At 66.0% G+C, this 20,002-nt stretch carries 16 protein-coding genes; 4 read left to right on the top strand and 12 right to left on the bottom strand.

Going from position 1 to position 20,002, the window contains the following annotated elements:
* Nucleotides 1–12: 12 nt before the first annotated feature.
* Nucleotides 13–1,392: a DUF2254 domain-containing protein gene (locus GD627_RS01875; protein WP_152271121.1), complete on the bottom strand. Its 1,380-nt coding sequence runs from the start codon at nt 1,390–1,392 to the stop codon at nt 13–15.
* A 212-nt stretch (nt 1,393–1,604) separates the two neighbouring features.
* Between GD627_RS01875 and GD627_RS01870 the strand changes: the two genes are divergently transcribed.
* Both GD627_RS01870 and GD627_RS01865 read left to right on the top strand, forming a co-directional pair.
* Nucleotides 1,605–3,335 (top strand): MDR family MFS transporter, encoded by a 1,731-nt coding sequence (locus GD627_RS01870; RefSeq protein WP_152271120.1) that lies wholly within the window; start codon nt 1,605–1,607, stop codon nt 3,333–3,335.
* A 1-nt stretch (nt 3,336) separates the two neighbouring features.
* A complete protein-coding gene (locus GD627_RS01865; protein ID WP_194265926.1) occupies nt 3,337–3,801 on the top strand; it encodes a MarR family winged helix-turn-helix transcriptional regulator in 465 nt (154 codons plus the stop codon).
* Here the strand turns inward: GD627_RS01865 and GD627_RS01860 are convergent.
* The 3 genes from GD627_RS01860 to GD627_RS01850 all read right to left on the bottom strand — a co-directional run bounded on the left by GD627_RS01860 (nt 3,785) and on the right by GD627_RS01850 (nt 7,414).
* Nucleotides 3,785–5,401 carry a PAS domain-containing sensor histidine kinase gene (locus GD627_RS01860; RefSeq protein WP_152271118.1) on the bottom strand — a complete coding sequence of 539 codons (1,617 nt, stop codon included), beginning with the start codon at nt 5,399–5,401 and terminating at the stop codon, nt 3,785–3,787. The genes GD627_RS01865 and GD627_RS01860 overlap by 17 nt on opposite strands.
* On the bottom strand, nt 5,394–6,203 hold the full coding sequence (locus tag GD627_RS01855; RefSeq protein ID WP_194265925.1) for an alpha/beta fold hydrolase: 810 nt from the start codon (nt 6,201–6,203) through the stop codon (nt 5,394–5,396). Before GD627_RS01855 ends, GD627_RS01860 begins: the two co-directional genes overlap by 8 nt.
* 749 nt (nt 6,204–6,952) lie before the next feature.
* Nucleotides 6,953–7,414, bottom strand: a complete 462-nt coding sequence (locus tag GD627_RS01850) for a MarR family winged helix-turn-helix transcriptional regulator (RefSeq protein WP_152271116.1) — start codon at nt 7,412–7,414, stop codon at nt 6,953–6,955.
* A 92-nt stretch (nt 7,415–7,506) separates the two neighbouring features.
* On the opposite strand from GD627_RS01850, the gene GD627_RS01845 reads away from it, so the two are divergent.
* On the top strand, nt 7,507–9,378 hold the full coding sequence (locus tag GD627_RS01845) for an ABC transporter ATP-binding protein (protein ID WP_152271115.1): 1,872 nt from the start codon (nt 7,507–7,509) through the stop codon (nt 9,376–9,378).
* Here the strand turns inward: GD627_RS01845 and GD627_RS01840 are convergent.
* The 3 genes from GD627_RS01840 to GD627_RS01830 form a co-directional block, all read right to left on the bottom strand.
* Nucleotides 9,375–9,746, bottom strand: a complete 372-nt coding sequence (locus GD627_RS01840; protein WP_152271114.1) for a VOC family protein — start codon at nt 9,744–9,746, stop codon at nt 9,375–9,377. The genes GD627_RS01845 and GD627_RS01840 overlap by 4 nt on opposite strands.
* A gap of 73 nt (nt 9,747–9,819) precedes the next feature.
* A complete protein-coding gene (locus GD627_RS01835; protein ID WP_152271113.1) occupies nt 9,820–10,179 on the bottom strand; it encodes a VOC family protein in 360 nt (119 codons plus the stop codon).
* Nucleotides 10,180–10,230: 51 nt separating this feature from the next.
* The gene (locus GD627_RS01830; protein ID WP_152271112.1) at nt 10,231–10,686 is read right to left on the bottom strand and encodes a MarR family winged helix-turn-helix transcriptional regulator; all 456 of its coding nucleotides are present in this window, start codon (nt 10,684–10,686) and stop codon (nt 10,231–10,233) included.
* Between the two features lie 91 nt (nt 10,687–10,777).
* On the opposite strand from GD627_RS01830, the gene GD627_RS01825 reads away from it, so the two are divergent.
* On the top strand, nt 10,778–12,028 hold the full coding sequence (locus GD627_RS01825) for a multidrug effflux MFS transporter (RefSeq protein WP_152271111.1): 1,251 nt from the start codon (nt 10,778–10,780) through the stop codon (nt 12,026–12,028).
* Between the two features lie 309 nt (nt 12,029–12,337).
* Here the strand turns inward: GD627_RS01825 and GD627_RS01820 are convergent, their stop codons facing one another.
* The 5 genes from GD627_RS01820 to GD627_RS01800 all read right to left on the bottom strand — a co-directional run bounded on the left by GD627_RS01820 (nt 12,338) and on the right by GD627_RS01800 (nt 19,996).
* A complete protein-coding gene (locus GD627_RS01820; protein ID WP_152271110.1) occupies nt 12,338–14,857 on the bottom strand; it encodes an MMPL family transporter in 2,520 nt (839 codons plus the stop codon).
* Between the two features lie 35 nt (nt 14,858–14,892).
* Nucleotides 14,893–15,561: a TetR/AcrR family transcriptional regulator gene (locus GD627_RS01815; RefSeq protein ID WP_246165259.1), complete on the bottom strand. Its 669-nt coding sequence runs from the start codon at nt 15,559–15,561 to the stop codon at nt 14,893–14,895.
* Nucleotides 15,562–15,615: 54 nt separating this feature from the next.
* The gene (locus GD627_RS01810; protein ID WP_194265924.1) at nt 15,616–16,593 is read right to left on the bottom strand and encodes an aldo/keto reductase; all 978 of its coding nucleotides are present in this window, start codon (nt 16,591–16,593) and stop codon (nt 15,616–15,618) included.
* 115 nt (nt 16,594–16,708) lie between these two features.
* A complete protein-coding gene (locus tag GD627_RS01805; protein WP_210250436.1) occupies nt 16,709–18,100 on the bottom strand; it encodes an FAD-binding oxidoreductase in 1,392 nt (463 codons plus the stop codon).
* 75 nt (nt 18,101–18,175) lie between these two features.
* Nucleotides 18,176–19,996 carry an L-lactate permease gene (locus GD627_RS01800; protein WP_152271109.1) on the bottom strand — a complete coding sequence of 607 codons (1,821 nt, stop codon included), beginning with the start codon at nt 19,994–19,996 and terminating at the stop codon, nt 18,176–18,178.
* Nucleotides 19,997–20,002 lie beyond the last annotated feature (6 nt).

The raw sequence follows: 20,002 nt of genomic DNA, 5'->3' as shown, positions 1-20,002 counted from the left end.
CCTTTTGGTGTTTCACACAGACCGGGTTTCCCCGGCCCGGTCCGTGAAAGCCGTGGCGATGTCCCCCGCCACTGCCTCCTCCACCCGCCGGGCCATGTCGCGGACCTCGCGTTCGTCGGCCGCTGCCATATCCCGGGAGGTGTCCTCCAGCACCAGGGAGGATTGCCGGCGGATTTCCTCACGCTGGGCATCATTCACGGCGTTGGCGGCGCAGTCGCGCAGCAGCCGCTGCACGGCGGTGAGCACAATGGGCTCCGACCGCGCAAAACGGCGGACCGGGCTGCAGACCAGATCCATGAAGTAACGGTAGTCGCGGCCCACCGTGACCAGGCGCAGCACGCCGTCGTCGTCAACCTCCCCTTCCGGCCCAAGCCGCCGGCGGGAGATATCCACCAGCAGGTCAGCACAGTATCCGAGCGAATGTGCCGCTGTAATCGGATCGTTGATGCTAGGGGAAATCGCTTTGACCGCAATGTCGGTCAGCTGGCGCAGACCCAGCGCGACATCCTGCTCCGACGTGCGTTCATAGCCGATGTCCACGGCATCGGACAGGGCCTCACCGACTGTGCCCAGCGGCACCGTGCCGCCGTCGTCACTCCAGACACGGGCCACCGGCGTTCCGATGGTCACGTGGTCGCCCGGCTGCACCTCAATCCGCATGGTCAGCCCCAGCTGCTGCAGCATCCGGACCAGGGGTTTCGCGTGCACCGCCTGGATGATCCCGCTGCGCCCGGCCGGTACGGGAGTGCCGCCGTCGGGCTTCGGGAAGTGCTGCACCTCGCCGGTCCCGGATTCCGGGTAGGTGTCCCGCAGCACGGCCAGGCAGCCCTGGTGCGCGTTGAGCATCATGGTGTCCACCCGCAGCGAGCGGGCGATATGTCCAATAAAGAACAGCAGCACCACGCCGCTGGCAATTCCCAGCACATAGACCAGACCCACCACCAGCACCGGGACCGGACGGTCCGGATGCATCCCGTGCAGTCCGGTGATGCTGACCAGGAAGGTTCCCAGCAGCACGCCCAGGACAATCTGGGTGCGGGCATCACGGGCGAAGTCGCGCAGCAGCCGCGGCGAGAACTGCTGTGAGGCCAACTGCAGGGCCACCACGGTCAGCGAGAAGGTCACCGTAGCAGCGGTCATGACGCTTGTTGCGACAGTTTGGAGCAGGCTGCTGGCAGCCTCGACGCCGGTGGGCCAGATCCACCGCGCCCAGGCGGCGTCCTCATCCGGGCGGACCTGCAGCAGCAGCAGGGTCAGGAGCACCGCCGCCAGGGACGCGCAGGTGGGCCAGAACCACAGCGAGGCCCGCAGCGCATCCCTGGACATCCGGAACCGCGGCTCGGGGCCCGGGTGAGGCGGAAAGGTGGACGGATCTCGCACGGTGTTGCTCATCGGGGGCCCCTCGGAAAGCGGATGGTCAGCTAGCTTTCATTGTCCCCGGGTTGGCACCCTGTGCCTCAAATCGGGCAGTGAATCGTCAACCCTGCCACCCATCCACATGAGATGCATCACGGGCGGGACCATATCGGCGGGACGGCGCAAAACGCGGACGTAACGTTGATATATATCAACCATTGACCTAAGTCAGCTATTTGGAGTTCCGCATGTCCGTTTCCCCTGCCCGGCAGGGCGTTTCCCCGACCACTCGAGCCGAGGTGCGGGAGGAAGCCAAACGCAAGCACCGTGCCGTCCTCCAGGCCCTGACCGGCCTGTTGCTGGGAATGTTCGTCTCTATGCTGGCCAACACGGTGGTCAGCACCTCGCTGCCGGTGATCATTTCCGATCTCGACGGCGACCAGGCCGCCTTCACCTGGGTGGTCACCGCCACCCTGCTGGCCACAGCGGTGTCCACCCCCGTCTGGGGCAAGCTCGCTGATCTGCTCAACCGCAAGGTCCTGATCCAGCTGGCCCTGATCATCTTCATTGTGGCCAGTGCCGCGGCCGGTTTCGCCCACAACACCGACTGGCTGATTGCCATGCGCGTGATCCAGGGCATTGGTGCCGGCGGCCTCGGCGCCCTGACCCAGATTGTGATGGCGGACATCATTTCCCCGCGTGAACGCGGCCGCTACATGGGCCTGTTCGGTGCCGTCATGGCCCTGTCCACAGTGGGTGGTCCGCTGATCGGCGGCGTCATCACGGACACCGTCAACTGGCGCTGGAACTTCTACGTGGCGGTGCCGCTGGCGGCCGTCGCCCTGTTCATGATCCAGAAGACCCTGCACCTGCCGCCGCTGAAGAAGCGCACCGTGCAGATCGATTACGCCGGCATCGTGCTGCTCTCGGCCTCCGTGTCCTGCCTGCTCATCTGGGTCTCCCTGGTCGGTTCCGACTTCGGCTGGGCCAGCGCCGCCACCGCGTGGATGGTGGGAGGTTCGCTGCTGGGCCTGGCCGCGTTCGTGTTCGTTGAGCTGAAGGCGCCCGAACCGCTGATCCCGCTGACCCTGTTCCGCAACCGGACCTTCACGTTCTCGGTGATCGGTTCCCTCTCCGTCGGCGTTGCCATGTTCGGCACCACGGTGTTCCTGTCCCAGTACATGCAGCTGGCCCGCGGCGCGTCCGCAACTATGTCCGGGCTGATGACCATTCCGATGATGGCCGGCCTGCTGATCATCTCCACTCTCGTGGGCAGGTGGATCACCAAGAGCGGGAAGTGGAAGGCCTACGTGGTGATCGGATCGGTGCTGCTGACCGTGGGCCTGGTCCTGATGGGCACCATTGAATACGACACCGCCTTCTGGCTGGTCTCCCTGTACATGTTCCTGTTGGGCGCCGGCGTGGGTATGGTCATGCAGAACCTGGTGCTCGTAGTGCAGAACGACGTTCCCACCCGGGACCTGGGCGTCGCCAGCTCTAGCATCAACTTCTTCCGCACCATCGGCGGCACCGTCGGTGTTTCGGCGCTCGGCGCGGTGCTGGCCACCCAGGTGACCGACCGGCTGGCGGAGAAACAGGGCGAGCTGCTGGCCGCCATTACCGCCCTCGGCGCGGAGGGCCAGGACGCGGCTGCCTCCCTGGCCTCCGGCACGATTCCGAATGTGAACTCGCTGCCGGAATCGGTGCGCCTCATAGTGGAATCCGTGTACGGCTCCTCCGTGGCGCACATCTTCCTCGTCGCCGCACCGCTGGGGCTCCTGACGCTGCTGGCTGTGCTGTTCCTGCCGAACCTGCCGCTGGGCAGCATGACGCGGCACGAGAAGATGCAGGCGGAGGAATCCGCCGCGGCCCCTGCCGGCGGCGCGGAAACGGTGGCCGCTGTATCCGAAGAAGCTGCCGGGCAGAGTCCCGAGGTTCCGTCCGGAAGGGATGTTCCCTCCGGAAAGGACAACGGTTAGCGTGCCGGCGCCGACGTCCGGGGAGTTTGAGGACACCACCTTCGAATCCGCGGTCGGGGAGGTGGAACACCAGTTCTCCGTGATGCTGGCTGCCGCCCGGCGGTCCGTCAAAACCGCCGCCGTAGCCGTCCATCCCGCCCTGCAGCCGCTGGGGTTCACAGTCCTCATGACGCTGCACCGGGGAGGCGAGTGCCAGCAGGGCAGCGTCGCCGAGGCCCTTCAGGTGGATAAGGCGCTGCTCAGCCGAACGGTGTCGCAGCTGGAAGCCCTGGGCCTGGTGGTCCGCCGGACCGATCCCTCCGACGGTCGGGTCCAGTTGCTGGATTTGACCGCCGAGGGCCGCGCCCGCTTCGAAGGAGCCCATACAGCCAAGCGGACCCGGCTGCGGGAGCGGTTGGGAAACTGGACTCCGGCAGAGCTTCGGAACCTCTCGGACCTGCTGCACAAACTCAATGAGCGGGGCTGACTGCCTCCCGCGCAGCCCCGGGCAGGGATACCGTGAACTCGCTTCCCTGCCCGGGGCTGCTGTTGAAGGTCAGCGTTCCTCCGTGGGATTCAACAATGTTCTTGGTTATCACCAGACCCAGTCCGACACCGGGAACTGCCGAAGCGACTGCCCGGCGGGAGCGGAAGAACTTGGTGAAAACCTTCTCCTGCTCCTCCGCGCTCATGCCCATTCCGGTATCGCTGACCTGAAGCCGGACGTCTTGGCCCTCCCGCCACAACCGGACCCGCACGATCCCCCCGTCCGGTGAATATTTCACTGCGTTGGACAGCAGGTTATCCACAACCTGTGCCAGGCGCTGGGGATCGGCCTTCGCGACCAGCTCGGAGGGAATCTCCGGCACCAGATCCACCGCGTTGGCCTTCGCCTTCGGTCCAACCGAGGTGAGGCCGGCCCGCACGATTTCCGCCACGTTCACCGGCCGGACTTCCATCTTCTTGGATCCGGACGCAACGGAGAGCAGATCTGAGACGAGGGAAAGCAGCCGTTCCGAGTTGCGGACCGCGACCTTGAGTGCACCGCTCACCGCGGGGGGCAGGTCCTCCTCGTCCAGCGCGAGGTCGAGGTAGCCCATGATTGACGTCAGCGGGGTGCGCAGTTCATGGGAAACGTTGGCCACGAACTCTTCCTGCGCCGAGAGGGCATGGACCAGCGCACTGACATCCGTGTAGGCGATCACCGATCCGGAGAATACCCCGTCTGCCCTGATCGGCCTGGCCGAGACGTTGAGGGCCAGCTGGTTTGCGTCGCCGGGGGCTCCGAACCAAACCAGCTGGTTTGAGAAGGACTCCCCCGCCACGGCCCGCCGGACCGGATTCTCATCCTCAGAGAGGAGCGTGACGCGGTCCGGGCCGAACGTCAGATGTTCCCCGCTCAGGGCCACATTTCCCATGACCTTCTGCCAGGCCGACATCAGGTGGGCGTTGGTTAGCACCACCTGGCCCTCGGTATCCACCACCAGCAGGCCCACGTCCACGGCATTCACCACCGTGTTCAACAAGGCTTCGCGTTCCCGGCTCAGCGCGAGGCTGGCCTGCAGGACGCGGTCCTTTTCCTCCAGGGCTTTCTGCTTTTGCCGAAGTTCCTCCTCCGCTGCCGCCCGGGCGGCTTCCGCGGCTTCTGCCTTCCTCAGCGCTTCCACAAGCTCACGCTCATGAAGCGTCCGCTTCGAAGCGTTGAAGACGGAAATCCGGTCCAGGCCGGAACCGGGGTCGGAACCGGCGGAGCGGACACCGGAGAGGAGAACCGCTATCCGGCTCCCGTCCGCGCAAAGCAGATCCACTGCCATTTCGGTGAAGCATCCCGCTATGGCCAGCTGCGGGACGGCGTAGGAAGCGAAAAGCACGCGGTCAGCCAACGGCATCAGCTCAACAATGTTGGTGCCCAGCAGCCCTTCCCGCAAATGCCCCGTCCAGCCGGCTAATGTGCGGTTAACATCGAGGATCGTACCGTCCATGGAGAGGACGAGATATCCCGAGGCAGCTGCATGGAAGTGCGCCTCATAAGTCGACGGCGGGGTGTCCCCTTCCCCGCTCTGGTTTTCCGCGGAAACGTTAGGCATGGGTAACCGCCGACAAGTACTGGACGATGGCCTCAGCCGTTTCCCCGGGCGAGCTCAGGTGCGGCATGGTTCCCCGGGTCCGCAGATCAACGCGGGTGCTCTGCGGGAGGTTCCGGTGCAGGAATGCCGTCGCCGATTCCGGCGTCAGCGGGTCGCTCTGGGCATTCAGGATCAGCGTCGGCACCTGCACCCGGGGCAGCAGCTGCCGGATATCCGTGCGGAAGGACATTTGCAGGAAGTCATGGACATATGAGGGGTTCAGCCGGCAGATATTCTCCTCAAGTTCATCGGTTATCGCAGCGTCCCCATTCTCGCCGGCGATCGCCGGGGCAATCCGGCTTACCCACAGCGGATAATTGGAGGCCACCGTATTCAGGAGACTCTCGATGTCTTCGGACCGGAATCCACCAACGTATTCTTCGTCATTCAAGTAGCAGGCCGAGGTGCACAGCAGCACCAGCCGCGCTATCCGGGGGTTATTCACGGACGCTGCCAGTGCCATCATGCCGGCGACGCTGTGCCCCACCACGGTGGCATCGCGCAGGTCCAGTGCCTCCACGATCTCGGCCAGGTCTCCCATATACCCGTCCAATGAGGCATATCTGGCCGCGTCGTAGGCCTCCGGGTCCGCTCCGCCCGTGCCCACGTGGTCAAACAGCACCACTCGGAAACTGTCCGTCAAGTACGGCAGGATCCGGTTCCAAATGATCTGGTCACATCCGAAGCCCTGCACCAACACCAGAACCGGTCCGTCAATGGGCCCCAGCGTTCGGACGTTGTTGCGCTGAATTACTGTCTGCACATTCATCCTGCACCTGCTTTCGGTATGTTCCGGCCACTGATCTTCGGTATTCGCATAAAGCCGAGGCGTTAGCCGGGCGAGACGACGCAGCGTCTCTGCGCGGCGCGCCGTAAAAGGGCTATCGCCCATGAGGAAAAGGGTGCTGCGGCAAAGGCCGCGGATGGGTGCCCGCCGGTGTCAGCGGGTCCCCGGTCAGCTCAACGGCAAACGGCGGTGGGCTGAGTCTTTTGCTCCGCTCCGGCGGCGAATAGTCCTGCAGAACCGAGGGAGGGCGGCCGGCCCAGGCCGGCTCCGAAGCTGCCTGAGGTAGGTGAAATGCGAGTTTCGGTACGCATATATGTAGAGACCTTAGGTTGAGACTAAATACCGCCGGTGAGAGGGCCGGCAGAGGCTGTGCGCAAGAAATTCCATTGATTCCCCGGGGGCAATCTAACAGAGCATGGCACCGGGAAAGAAATCAATCCGTTTGCATGCATCGGGAATTCCGCTGCGGGTCATCCGAAATACCAGGGGAGACAGCGCCCCGGCCCTGGAAACGGGCTTTGCAGGAAGGGCTGCGTTTCTCAGGCGGAGCCCTTCCTGCGCGACACCGTAGCGGCACCGCTAATCCGTGAGGTCTCTACTTCCCACGGCCCCCGATCGTCGCATGACCCCCTCAAGCCGGCCTCAGCCCAGCCTCAAGCCGTCCTCAAGATCCGGTCAGGATCGGCTCAAGGGCCGCTCCTGTTTGAGCCGCTGGCTGCGGCGCGTCACTCCCGCTCTGCAGCCAGGTCCCCGAGGATCCGCGCCAGCTCCGCCCTGTCCTCGTCCGGCAGGACGGAGAAGTACTCGCCGGCCTCGCGCGACCGGTCTGAAAGCACCGCCTCCCGCAGGCGCTCCCCCGCTTCGGTCAGGGTCAGCAGCATGGCACGCCGGTCCGCCGGATGGGTCCGGCGCTCCACCAAACCCTTGGCTTCCAACTGGTCCACCACCTCCGTGGCGGACCTCGGCGCAATATTCAGCCGCTGAGCCAGTTCCTTCAGCCGGAGCCCGGTCCCGCATCCCGGGCCGGACGCACTGCCCTGGTGCCCGGCCCGCGCCACGGCACCCATCGCCCGGAACTGGTGCGGGGTCAGCTCATAGGGGGCCAACTGCTGCATCCAGCGTTTCCGCAGTCCACGGAACGCGGTATGCATCAGTTCCCCGAGGGCTGCGGGATCGGTCGTCGTCATGCCTACAGTGTACCCATTTCGCAGGTAGCCACATAATGAGGTAACCTCTGCAATAGCTGCCGATTCGCATCTCGGGCAGCACAGGAGGAACCATGGCTATTCCCGACGCGGCCCCTCAGGGCCCCGGAAGCGGCAGAGGACCAGGCGGCGGCCGCGGCCCCGCGAAACTGAATCCCGCCGACCAAAAACAGCTGAACCGGCATCCGGTTCAGCTGCGGCGCATCGCCGCGCTGTTCGCCCCGCACAAGGGGACCATCGCCGTCGTCGTTCTGCTGATCACCGCCTCATCCGTGGTCGGCCTGGCCCAGCCGTTCCTGGTCCGGGCGGTGATTGATGATGCGCTGCCCCACGGCAACACCCGCCTGCTGCTGTTCCTCACGGCATCGATGGTGGGTGTGGCGGCACTGACCGCCGCCATCGGCGTCGTCCAGACCTGGATGGCCACCGGTATGGGCCAGCGCGTGATGCACACCCTGCGGGTCCGGTTGTTTACGCATCTGCAGGCCCAGTCATTGGGCTTTTTCACCCGCACCCGCGGGGGAGAGGTGCAGTCGCGGCTCACGCATGACATCTCCGGCATGCAGTCCGTGGTCACCACCACCGCTACGGGCGTCGCATCGAACCTCACGACGGCGGTCGCCACCGCCGTGGCCATGGTGGCACTGTCCCCCGGGCTCACCCTCATTTCACTGGTTGTCCTGCCGCCCGCCATCTGGCTCTCCCGCCGCGTGGCAATCATCCGGCGCGATGTCACCGATGAACGCCAGCGTGAACTCGCCGCCCTGCATACCCAGGTGGAGGAGGGGCTTTCAGTTTCGGGCGTCCGGCTGGCCAAAACACTGGGCACCGTCCCGCGCGACGCGGAACGGTTCCGCGCCCGCTCCGAAACCCTGGTGGGGCTGGAGCTGCGCAGCCAGTTGGCCGGCCGGTGGCGGATGGCGACCATGCAGATTGTCTTTGCAGCCATCCCGGCCGTCATTTACCTGGCCGCCGGATTCCCGGCCACCAGCGGCGGCATGACCATCGGCACCCTGGTGGCCTTCACCGGGCTGCAGGCCGGCATCTTCCGGCCGGTCATGGGCCTGCTGAACATTGGCGTGCAGTGGGTGACCGCGCTGGCCTTCTTCAGCCGGATCTTCGAATACCTGGACCTCGAGCCGGAAATCCGCCCGGCCGCCAATCCGGTCCGCCTGGACCCGGCTGCCGTCCGCGGCGACGTGCGGTTCGAGAACGTGCACTTTGCGTACGACGACGGCACCGAAGTCCTCCACGGCATCGATCTGGCGCTGCCCGCAGGCACCGCCACCGCCGTCGTCGGCCCCACCGGCTCCGGCAAGAGCACCCTCGCGTCCCTGCTGCCGCGGCTCAATGACACCGGGTCGGGGCGCGTGAGCATTGACGGGGTGGATGTACGCGACCTGGCACCCGAGGACCTGGCCCGGATTGTCGGCGTCGTCTCGCAGGAGACCTACCTGATCCACGCGACCATCCGCGAGAACCTGCTGCTGGCCGATCCGGAGGCGGGCGACGGGCGTCTGTGGTCCGCACTCGCTGCTGCACAGATGGCCGACACCGTCGGTTCCCTGCCCGAGGGACTGGACACCATGGTGGGCGCGCGCGGTCACCGTTTCTCCGGCGGCGAGCAGCAGCGCCTGGCGATTGCGCGGACCATCCTGCGCAATCCGCCTGTGTTGGTGCTGGATGAAGCCACCTCGGCGCTGGACAACACCACCGAGGCCCAGGTTCAGGCCGCGCTTGAGCACCTGTCCGCCGGGCGGACCACCCTGACCATCGCACACCGGCTGTCCACCGTCGAAAACGCGGACCAGGTGGTGGTGCTCGACGCCGGCCGCGTCATCGAGCGCGGCACACCTGCCGAGCTGAAAGCCGCCGGCGGGGCCTTCGCCCGCCTGGCCGCGCACACTGCAGCCGCAGAGGATGGCATGCCTGCAGCAGTGCGTTAGTCCCGGCAGAGGCAGAACGGGTGGCCCGCCGGATCCAGGAAGACCCGGAAGGTTTCGCCCGGCTGGTACGCGTGCTTGGTTGCACCGAGGGCCAGCACCGCCGCTTCCGCCTCATCCAGGTCATCCACATCAACGTCGATGTGCATTTGCTGGGGAACATCCTGGTCCGGCCAGACCGGCGGAGTGTAATTCTCCACGTGCTGGAAGCAGTAGCGCCGCCCGGTGACGTCGGAGACATCTGTCCAGTTGCCGTAGGGCTGATCCTCGTGGAGGTTCACCTTCCACTCAAGGAGGGCACCGTAGAAGGTGGCGAGGGCAACTGGGTCCGGGCAGTCGAGGACAGTGGTGGGATTGCGCGCGATAGCCATGGCCGGAAGCCTAGGGCGCTTTAATGCCGGACACAATGGCTCCTCGGACTCCGTGGACGGCGAGGGAGTGCGGCTAGGACTGGCAGAGGCAGAACGGATGGCCGGCAGGGTCCAGGAACACCCGGAAGCTGGTGCCCGGCTGGTGCGGATGCTTGGTGGCCCCAAGCAGGAGCACCGCCGCTTCCCCCTCATCCAGGTCATCCACGTCCATGTCGATGTGCATTTGCTGGGGAACGTTCTGGTCCGGCCACGCGGGCGGTGTGTAATTCTCCACTCGCTGGAACGCGAACCGCTGGCCGGTGGTGTCCGTGATATCGGCCCAGCCGTGGTCATCCACCTTCACCTTCCAGTCGAGGAGGGCGCCGTAGAAGCCCGCGAGTGCTGCAGGATCCGGGCAGTCGATAACAGTGTTGGGAACGCGTGCAATAGCCATGGCAGGAAGAGTAGGGCAACCGCAGCCGTTCGTCACGGGGGTTTTGTGTGGTCAGCCCCGGACCTGAAGCAGGCGGCTGAGGGCGGCCAACGCGTCACCGGCCGCTTCCAGTGCCTCCCGCTGCTCTTCGTCCAACTGCGCGATACCGGCGCGGATGGGCCCGGCCCAGGCGGCGGCGATGCTCTCGTTCTGTGCGCGGGCTTCCTCCGTGGGCTCCAGATGGCTGACCCGACGGTCCGTGGGGCTGCTGGAACGGGTAAGCAAACCCCGCTCGGTCAGGTTCCGCACTGCGGCACTGGCGTTGCTCTGCTTCAACCCCATCACCCGCGCCAGTTCGGTCACGGTCAGGCCCGGAGCATCGAGTACGTGCTTGAGCACGGCCAGATCAGTGGCCGGAAGCGGATCCATGCCGGTGATGTCCGGCGCCTTGCGGTGGACGTTCCACGACAAGTCCCGCAACAGGTCCGCCAGTTCACGCTGTGCCGCGGGCACGCCGTCGTTGCTCATGCCCACCATCCTAACGCATATCTTGACATATATATGTTTACATATGCTATGCTCGCTCGGCACTCTTACGGTCTTAGAAGAAGGTTTATTCATGACGAGCACTTCGCTCTCCGCTCCACCCGCCAAGCCGCCGGTTAAGCGGCCCGCCGGGGCCATGCTGACGGGTATTCTGGCCCTGCTGACCGCAGTGGCCCCCCTGTCCATCGACATGTACCTGCCGGCCTTCCCGCATATGGCCGAAGACCTGGACACCACGGCCACGGGCATCCAGCTCACCATGACCGCATTCCTGGTGGGCCTGGCTTTGGGCCAGCTGCTGATCGGCCCGCTCTCCGACGGCGTTGGACGCCGCCGTCCCCTGCTGATCGGCTCCTTTGTGGCCCTGGTGGCGACGGTGATCTGCGCCGTCGCGCCGAACGTGGAAATCCTCACCGCAGCCCGCTTCCTGCAGGGCCTGGGCGGTGCCGCCGGCATTGTGCTGGCCCGCGCCATTGTCTCCGACACCTCCCGCGGCCCGGCCGCCGCGAAGCTGCTGGGCGTCCTGACCATGATCAGCGTCATCGCCCCGGTCATCGGCCCGCTCGCCGGCGGCGCCATTCTGTCCGCAGGCAGCTGGCGGACCGTGTTCTGGGTCCTGGCCATCCTGGTGCTGCTGATGTTCCTGGGCGCATTGTTCGGCGTTCGGGAGACCTTGCAGGACGAAGACCGCAACCGCGGCGGCCTCAAAACCACGTTCCAGGTGGCGGGCATTGTCCTGCGCAACCGCAATTACACCGGCTACCTCCTGACCTTCTGCTTCGCCTTCGCCGGCCTCTTCGCGTACATTGCCGCCTCGCCGTTCGTGGTGCAGAACATCCTCGGCCTGTCCGAGACCCGTTTCTCGCTGATCTTCGCCATGAACGCGGTAGCCATCACCCTCGTGAGCGCCGTCGCCGCAGCCCTCGCCGGCAAGGCCCCCTACCGCACCATGATCTCCATCGGCCTGGCGGCGGGGCTCCTGGCAGCCGCAGGCATGCTCATCTCGGTCACCAACGGCACCCCGATGGTCCCCACACTGGTGCTGTTCGCCGTGTTCCAGGGCTCCATGGGCATGGTCTTCGGCAACGCCACGGTGCTGGCGCTGGAAGAAGCCGGCCACCATGCCGGCACGGGTTCTGCCTTCCTGGGTTCCCTGCAGTTCCTGCTGGCCGCCCTCGTCTCGCCGCTGGTGGGCCTCTGGGGTGAGGAGACCGGTGTGCCGATGGGCGTGGCCATGATCGGCTTCCTGGTTCTCGCCGCTGCGTCCTATCTGCTCCTGACCCGCAGGACCACCTCTGCGGAAGCCCAGGCCCCGTCGGTCTAGGCCCGGCAGGAATACGCTGCTCCCCGGAAGCCGGATTTCATCCTCCCCGGCCCGGGGAGCTGTTGTATGTTGGCACCCCCGGGGATAACTTGTCCGCCATGAGACTCACCGGGGAATTCCTGATCGTCATGTGGACGCTCCTTGCCATCGCGCTGACGGCGTCCGTCGTCGGCATCCGTAGGCATCTGGCCCGGCTCAAGATTCCGAATTGGACAGCGGGTATTCCTCCGGCCCCGACCGGGAATGAAACGGGCCGCCCTCCTGCGAAGGAAGGGCGGCCCGTTTGCCACTGGCGGGGATGTCCGGAAGCTAGCTTCGGACCGGTTCCTCCACCTCGGCGTGGTTATCCTCGGCGTGCGGGTGGCGCCGCTCCAGGGACGCACCCTCGACGTCGACGTCCGGCAGGATCTTGTCCAGCCACTTCGGCAGCCACCAGGCCTTGTCTCCGGCCAGGTGCATCAGGGCCGGGATGAGCAGCATCCGCACCACAAAGGCGTCCACCAGGACACCGAAGGCCAGGGCGAAGCCGATGGGCCGGATCATGGTGCTGTGCGAGAAGATGAACCCGCCGAACACGGAGACCATGATGATCGCGGCAGCGGTCACCACGGAGCGGCCGTTCCGGAAGCCCTGCATCACGGCCACGCGGGCCGGGGAACCATGCACGAAGGCCTCGCGCATGCCGGAGCCCAGGAAGAGCATGTAGTCCATGGCCAGGCCGAACAGGATGCCCACCAGGATGGTCGGCAGGAAGTTCAGCACCGGGCCCGGGGTCTCCACGCCGAAGACGCCGGACAGCCAGCCCCACTGGTAGATGGCCACCACGCCGCCGATGGCCGCGAAGTAGGACAGAATGAAGCCCAGCGTCGCGATCACCGGAACAAAGATGGACCGGAAGACCAGGATCAGGATCAGCAGCGACAGACCCACCACTACGCCCAGGTAGACGGGGAGCGCTTCGGAGAGCTTTTCGGAAATGTCGATGTTGCCGCTGGCCGTACCGGCCACGCCCAGCTCCACGTCACCGTTGTCGGTGTCGATCGGTGACAGGTCCCGCAGTGTGTGCACCAGTTCCTGGGTGGACTCGCTGGTGGGACCTTCGGACGGGATGACCTGGAAGGCGGTGACGGTGCGGTCCTCGGAGGAGCCGATGGGGGCTACGGCCGCCACGTTGTCCTGGTCGAACAGCGTCCGGGCGATCTCGCCCTGCGCCACCAGGGCTTCTTCCTCGTTCGGGTTGCCGGGCAGGTCCGCGACCACCAGCAGGGAGCCGTTCTGGCCCTCTCCGAACTTCTGCGAGACGGCTTCATAGGCCCGGTACTGGGTGGTGTCGTGGGCCTCGGAGGACCCGTCGGGCAGGTTGGTGCGCAGGTCCAGCGCCGGAATGGCGATGACCAGCAGCCCCGCGATGGACAGCACTACGGTGAGCACGGCGCGCAGCGTGGACATCTGCTTCACCGGAATGGATTCCGGCTTGCCGGCCGAGGCGGAGGCACCGTGGTCCTTCTCATGTGCCGCGCGCTCCTTGCGGCTGAGGATCCGCATGCCGGCCAGCTTGAGCAGGGCCGGAGTCAGTGTGGTGGCGACCATGACGGCAATGGCGACGCAGGCCGCACCCACGGTGCCCATCAGGCCCAGGAAGGGGATGCCGGTGATGTTCAGGGCCAGCAGGGCGATGAATACCGTGGCTCCGGCAAACACCACTGCGTTGCCGGAGGTGCCGTTGGCCAGGGCAATGGATTCCTCCACTGCATAGCCGGCCTTCAGCTGGCGGCGGTGCCGGTTGACGATGAACAGGGCGTAGTCGATGCCCACGGCCAGGCCGAGCATCACGCCGAGGATGGGGGTGACGGACGCCATTTCGACGACGCCGGAGAAGGCCAGGGCGCCCGCGGCACCAATGCCCACACCGATCAATGCGGTCACCAGCGGCAGGCCGGCACCGATGAAGGTGCCCAGCATTACCACCAGAACGACGGCGGCAACCGCGAGGCCTACGACCTCGCCGACACCCAGGATGCTGGGGACGCCGGCGGATACCTCCGAGGAGAAGTCCACCTTGACGCCGTCGACCGTCTCGTTGTCAAAGGCCGCGACCAGGGCGTCCTTGGTTTCCTGTTCGACCTCCATCTGGGTCTCGCTGAAGACGACGTTGACCACTGCCGCACTGCCGTCCTCGGAGACGGTACGGATCTCGGTGGCCATCTCCAGCAGGGCAGCGCCCTGTTCGGCCTGCACGGCGCCGGCTTCCAGTTCGGCACTCTTGGCGTCCAGCTCAGCGCGGCTGGCGTCCAGGGTGGCCTGCTGGGCATCGAGCTGGGCCAGCATTTGAGCCGGAGCACCGCCCGCTTCGGCCTGCTGCCGGGCTGCATCGAGCTGGGCCTGGCCGCTCTCGAGCTGGGCACGCCCCTGCTCAATCTGGGTGCGGCCCGCATCAACCTGTGCCTGGCCGTCCTGAAGCTGCTGGGCCTGTGCGGCACGGTCCGCCTCGGTGGCAAACGGGTCCACCACGGTTTCCACGCCGTCGATGTTCGATGCCTCGGCGATCACGGCGGAAATTTCCTGTTTCTGGTCATCCGTGAAGGCGGAGCCGTCCTCAGTCTGGACCACCACCGAGCCGGAGCCGCCGGAAGCCGCAGGGAGTTTCTCCTGCAGGTGGTTGGTGACCTGGGTGGTGGGGGTGTCCGGGATGGAGAAGCCGGTCGCAAGCGTGCCGCCGAAGAGCATAAACGCCGCTCCGGCAACCACAAGCACTCCGATCCATGCCGCGAGCACGGTTTTCGCGCGGCGGGCGGCCGCGGCTCCGAGGCGGTAGAGGAATTCAGCCATTTGGGGGTCTGTCCTTATATGGGATTGGGTGGAAACTACGGGTGGAGTGAATGAGGGGAAGCAGGGCCGGGGACATAGCCCGAGCGCACCTTTTCCAGGAGCGCGTCCAGCAGTTCTGCCCAGATCCGGCGGGACTCGGAGGTATCCACGGCGCCGGTGGCGCAGTGCCAGTGGTGATACAGCACGCCCAGCCCGCTGGTCAGAGCACCCACGAGCAGGTGCACACTGAGCCGATCGGCTTCGGGATAGCGGGTAAGCATGGCGGCTGAGAGCCGTTCACTGAGTTCGGTGAATGCGCGCAGGGCGATGGGGTGCGCCGAGGCCTGGGCCGGCAACGGAATAGGCCCGTTGCCGAGCAGCCGGGTCAGGTAGGCCATGGGTGCCACCAGATCCGCAGTCCTGAAGGTTTCGGCGATTTCCTCGAACATGCCCGGGCGTCCGACGTCGGACACGGGAACGGCAATCAGGCGTTCGACTGCGGCACTGAGGACGTCGCTGCACACCTCGGAAACGATGTCCCGGACGGACCCGAAGTGATTGAACACCGTGCGGCGGGAAACCTCGGCGCGCTGGGCCAGCTCATCCACGGTGAAGTCCGTGGTCTGGCGGTCATGCATGAGCGCCGCTGCGGCTGCCACAATGGCCTGCCGGTGGCGGTCCTTGAGCGCCTTGCGGCGGTCTTCAGAGGGAACAGTGATCTGCACGCTTCTACAGTACGTACCTGATTGCACTGGGTGCAAACGGTTCCGAAAGGTGCCTTAGTATCGGCCGCCCTCCGGCTGCGGTGCATTGTTGAGCATTGCCAGGTCCTCATCACTGAGCATCAGGTCTCCGGCGGCCGCATTCTCCCGCAGATACTTCGGCGTTTTGGTGCCCGGGATCGGAATGACCCGCCGCCCCTGCGCCGCTACCCACGCCAGCGCCACCTGCGACGGCGTGGCACCGATCCGCTCGGCAACCTCGCGGACCCGCTGCACAATGGCGAGGTTCGCCTTGAGGTTCTCCTGCTGGAAGCGGGGAAGCCGGCGGCGCATATCGTCGGCAGGCAGCTGGTCGAAGGAAGTGAACCGGCCCGTGAGGAAACCGCGGCCCAGCGGCGAGAAGGGCAGGAACGCCATGCCGTGCTCCTCGCAGTAGGGCACGACGTCGGCCAGCCGGTCCCGGGTCCACAGCGAGAGCTCGGATTGGACGGCCGTCACCGGATGCACCGACCGGGCCAGTTCAATCTGCTCCACGCTCGCCTCCGAAATACCGATGGCGCGGGCCTTCCCGTCGCGGACGGTCTGCGCCATGGCAGCCCAGGATTCCTCCAGCGGCACGTTCGGATCCACCCGGTGCAGAATATAGAGATCCACGTGGTCCGTGCCCAGCCGGCGCAGGCTGGCGTCAATGGACGTGCGGATATGGTCCGGAGAACCGTTCTTCGCCAGCCCCGGCATGGTTCCGGCAGCCGGGGACTCTGTGCTGATTTCCAGGCCCACTTTGGTGGACAGGACCGCCCGCTCCCGGTAGCCGTCCTTCAGCGCCCGGCCCACCAGTTCCTCGTTCGTGTACGGGCCGTACACATCGGCGGTGTCGATGAGGGTGGCACCGAGTTCAATGGCGCCGCGGATCACCGAAATCGATGTCTCGTCGTCACGCTTCGCCTCCATGTCATAGGCATAACTCATGCCCATACAGCCCAGACCGATGACGCCGACCTCGGGTCCGCCGGTTCCCAGGGTAGTTGTGCGCACGGCACGCTCCTCTTCTGTTGGTCCTGCGGGTACGCTCCCCAAGGCCGGGGACGCCTACTTCCCAAGGTTAAGAGGGAACGGCCTCCCGCGGCAGAGGGAACGGGCCTGGATGCTCCTAGAGCCCTTTGCCCGGGTTGAGGATGCCCAATGGATCCAGGGCGGTCCGGATGGTGTTCATGACTTCCAGGGACACCTTGCCCACCTCCTCCTCCAGCCAGTCCCGCTTCAGCAGCCCGATCCCGTGCTCGCCGGTCAAGGTGCCGCCCAGCTTGTGCGCAAGATGGAACATTTCCCCCAGCGCCGCTTTCGCCGGACCGGAGGTCACTGAATCCTCCGGGTCCAGCACGATCATCGGGTGCAGGTTCCCGTCCGAGGCATGCGCAATGGTGAAGATGCGGACCCCGGTGCGCGCCGAGATTTCTTCGAGCCCGCTCACCACTTCCGCCAGCCTGCCCCGGGGAACACCGATGTCGCCGATGGATACCCGCCCCAGCTTTTCCAGTGAGGGGATGGCTTCCCGGCGCGCGGTCAGCAGCGCGGCGGCGTGCTCGTCATCCACGGCCTTCTCGCAGCTGCCCAGGGGTTCCAGGACATCCATCACTACTTCCTGCTCAAGGAACGCTCCGAACCCGTCCGTCTGCACCAGCAGGAACGCTCCGCCCTTGGACCGGTAACCGGTGCCCATGGCCATGTCCACGGCTTCCAGCGTGGGCCCGTCCATCAGTTCCATCACCGAGGGCTGGATCCGGGCGGCGACGACGGCGGAGGCGGCCCTGGCTGCCGTGGTGACATCGGGGAAGAACGCTGCCACCGTGGCGGTGTGCACCGGCATCGGGCGCAGCCGGAGGGTGGCTTCAACCACCACGCCGAGGGTCCCCTCCGAGCCGATCATCAGGGCATTGAGGTCATACCCGCTGACGCCCTTGATGGTTTCCCGCCCGGTGCGCAGTTCCCGGCCGTCCGCCAGGATCACCCGAAGGGCCAGCACGGATTCCCGGGTGACGCCGTACTTGGCGCAGCGCATGCCTCCCGCATTGGTGGCGATGTTGCCTCCGATGCTGCAGATGGCCGTGCTCGCCGGGTCCGGAGCGTAGAACAGTCCGTATTCAGCGGCCGCAGCGTTGAGGTCCGCGTTCAACACCCCGGGTTCCACCACGGCCAGCTGTTCCTGCGGGTCGATGCGCAGGATCCGGTTCATGCCCGAGACATCCAGGACCAGCTCACCGGCACGGGAGGACGACGCCGCCGCCAGGCCGGTGCCGGCGCCGCGCGGAACCACCGGGATGCGGTGTTCCGAAGCCATCCGGAGGGTGGTGACGACGTCGTCCGGCGTCCGGGCGAACACCACACCGTCCGGCAGCGAGTCCGGAACGAAACCGGAGCGGTCGGTACTCACCCGCTGCCGGTCCGCCTCCAGGAAGGAGACGGAGGGGAAACCGCTGAGGACGGTACGCTCCGGAGCGGCGGCGACGTCGGCGGAAACGGGATCGAGGGAGTGCGTGCTCACGGAATTTCTCCTTGTAGTTCGGAAACGCAGTTCGGGACGCGTGGGCGCCGCCGGTAAACGAAGGGCGGCTCGGGGCTACGGGACCATCCACCCCAGGATCGAGGTGGACTGCAGCCAGATCAGCACCGTGATGAACGCCAGCAGGCCAAGACTCCACCCGATGAGTTTGCGCAGCAGCGTCCCTTCCGCCCCTTCGAGCCCGACGGCAGCGGAGGCGATAGCCAGGTTCTGCAGCGAGAGCATCTTGCCCATCACTCCGGCGGAGGAATTGGCCGCTGCCATCAGGGTGGGCGAAAGCCCGGTTTCATTCGCGGCAGCAACCTGCAGGGCGCCGAAGAGGGAATTCGACGACGTATCGGAACCCGTGAGGGCCACCCCGATCCAGCCCAGCAGCGGTGAGAGCAGCGCGAAGAAACCGCCGGCGGAGGCCAGGGCAACGCCGAGGGTGGTGGTCTGCCCGGACAGGTTCATCACAAAGGACAGTGCCAGCACGGAGCAAACCGTCAGGATAGTCCAGCGCAGCTGCATAAGTGTTTCCCCGTAGACGCGGACACCGCGGCGCGGTGCGATCCGGTACAGCACCATGGTCACGATTCCGGAGAAAAGCAGCAGTGTTCCGGTGGCGCGGATGTGGTCAAAGCGCAGCGTCTGGGCCGCTACCGGCTTGCCGTTGGATCCGGTGACATCCAGGCCCGGCCACAGGAAGGTGGTGCTCCCGATGCTGGTCAGCCAGGTCTTGACCGCGGGGATCTGGGCGATGGAGAACACGGTAATGATCACCAGGTAGGGGGCAATGGCCATCCAGACGTCATGGCGCGGCGGCCGCCCCGTCTGCGGGGTGCCCGGTCCGGCGGCGCCTCCGGCCGGCCTTTCAGCATCGCCGCCCCCCACTGCTGTGGCTCCTCCGGACATCCGCCCCGTTCCGGACCCCGCCCCTGTACCGCGCCCGGATCCGGTGAGGGTGTCCGTTCCGGTCCGACTGTCAGCTCCGGCGGATCCTGCTTCCGTAAGGGAGGCAGCTTCCCCCGCCTTTTCGCTTTCCCGGGTCTCCCCGGTCATGCCGATAATCTCCGCCGGCTGCCAGACACGGAGCATCAGCAGCACCGCGATCACGGTCACCACGGCGGCAACAACGTCGGTCAGTTCCACGATGAAGTAGTTCGACGCGACAAACTGCGCCAGGCCGAAGGCGGCCCCGGCGACCAGCGCCACCGGCCACGTCTGCCGCAGGCCGCGCTTGCCGTCCACCAGGAAAACCAGGATCAACGGAACCACCAGGGCAATGAACGGCGTCTGCCGTCCGGTCATGGAGGCAAGTTCCTGCAGCGGGATGCCGGTGACGCCGTTCAGCGCAATGATGGGCGCGGCCATCGCGCCGAAGGCCACCGGCGCAGTGTTGGCCAGCAGCGCCACCATGGCGGATTTCAACGGCTTCATTCCGGCTGCCATCAGCATGGCAGCCGCGATGGCCACCGGCGCACCGAAACCTGCCAGGGATTCCAGCAGCGCGCCGAAGCAGAAGGCGATCAGGATGGACAGGATGCGCAGATCATCGGAAATGGAGCGGATGGTGCGGCCCAGGACCTCGAACCAGGGTGTTGCCACGGTGAGTTTGTAGATCCACAAGGCATTGATCAGGATCCAGAGGATGGGAAAGATGGCGTAGAACGCGCCCAGACCCGTGGCCGACAGGACCTGCCCCACCGGCATCTGCCAGCCGATCACTGCGAGGATGATGGACAGCGCGAGGCTGATCAGGGCCGCCTGATAGGCCTTCATTCGAAATACCCCGAGCAGGACAAAGAGGATCAGCAGCGGCAGTGCGGCCAGGATGGCGGAAAGGGCCAGGGAACCGGCAATCGGGTCAAGCGGCTGTTGAAAGGCAGCAGTCGTCACAAAAAC

Origin of the sequence: Arthrobacter yangruifuii (genome assembly GCF_009192775.1) — a bacterium.
In the GTDB taxonomy this organism is placed as follows: Bacteria; Actinomycetota; Actinomycetes; order Actinomycetales; family Micrococcaceae; genus Arthrobacter_B; species Arthrobacter_B yangruifuii.
The sequence above is the reverse complement of the archived record's forward strand: the minus strand, read 5'-3'. Positions and strand labels throughout refer to the sequence as shown.

Excerpts from the sequence above, each read along its gene's own strand:
- GD627_RS01875 (WP_152271121.1), bottom strand. The coding sequence starts at position 1,392 with ATGAGCAACACCGTGCGAGATCCGTCCACCTTTCCGCCTCACCCGGGC.
- GD627_RS01870 (WP_152271120.1), top strand. The coding sequence starts at position 1,605 with ATGTCCGTTTCCCCTGCCCGGCAGGGCGTTTCCCCGACCACTCGAGCC.
- GD627_RS01860 (WP_152271118.1), bottom strand. The coding sequence starts at position 5,401 with ATGCCTAACGTTTCCGCGGAAAACCAGAGCGGGGAAGGGGACACCCCG.
- GD627_RS01850 (WP_152271116.1), bottom strand. The coding sequence starts at position 7,414 with ATGACGACGACCGATCCCGCAGCCCTCGGGGAACTGATGCATACCGCG.
- GD627_RS01845 (WP_152271115.1), top strand. The coding sequence starts at position 7,507 with ATGGCTATTCCCGACGCGGCCCCTCAGGGCCCCGGAAGCGGCAGAGGA.
- GD627_RS01840 (WP_152271114.1), bottom strand. The coding sequence starts at position 9,746 with ATGGCTATCGCGCGCAATCCCACCACTGTCCTCGACTGCCCGGACCCA.
- GD627_RS01835 (WP_152271113.1), bottom strand. The coding sequence starts at position 10,179 with ATGGCTATTGCACGCGTTCCCAACACTGTTATCGACTGCCCGGATCCT.
- GD627_RS01830 (WP_152271112.1), bottom strand. The coding sequence starts at position 10,686 with ATGAGCAACGACGGCGTGCCCGCGGCACAGCGTGAACTGGCGGACCTG.
- GD627_RS01825 (WP_152271111.1), top strand. The coding sequence starts at position 10,778 with ATGACGAGCACTTCGCTCTCCGCTCCACCCGCCAAGCCGCCGGTTAAG.
- GD627_RS01820 (WP_152271110.1), bottom strand. The coding sequence starts at position 14,857 with ATGGCTGAATTCCTCTACCGCCTCGGAGCCGCGGCCGCCCGCCGCGCG.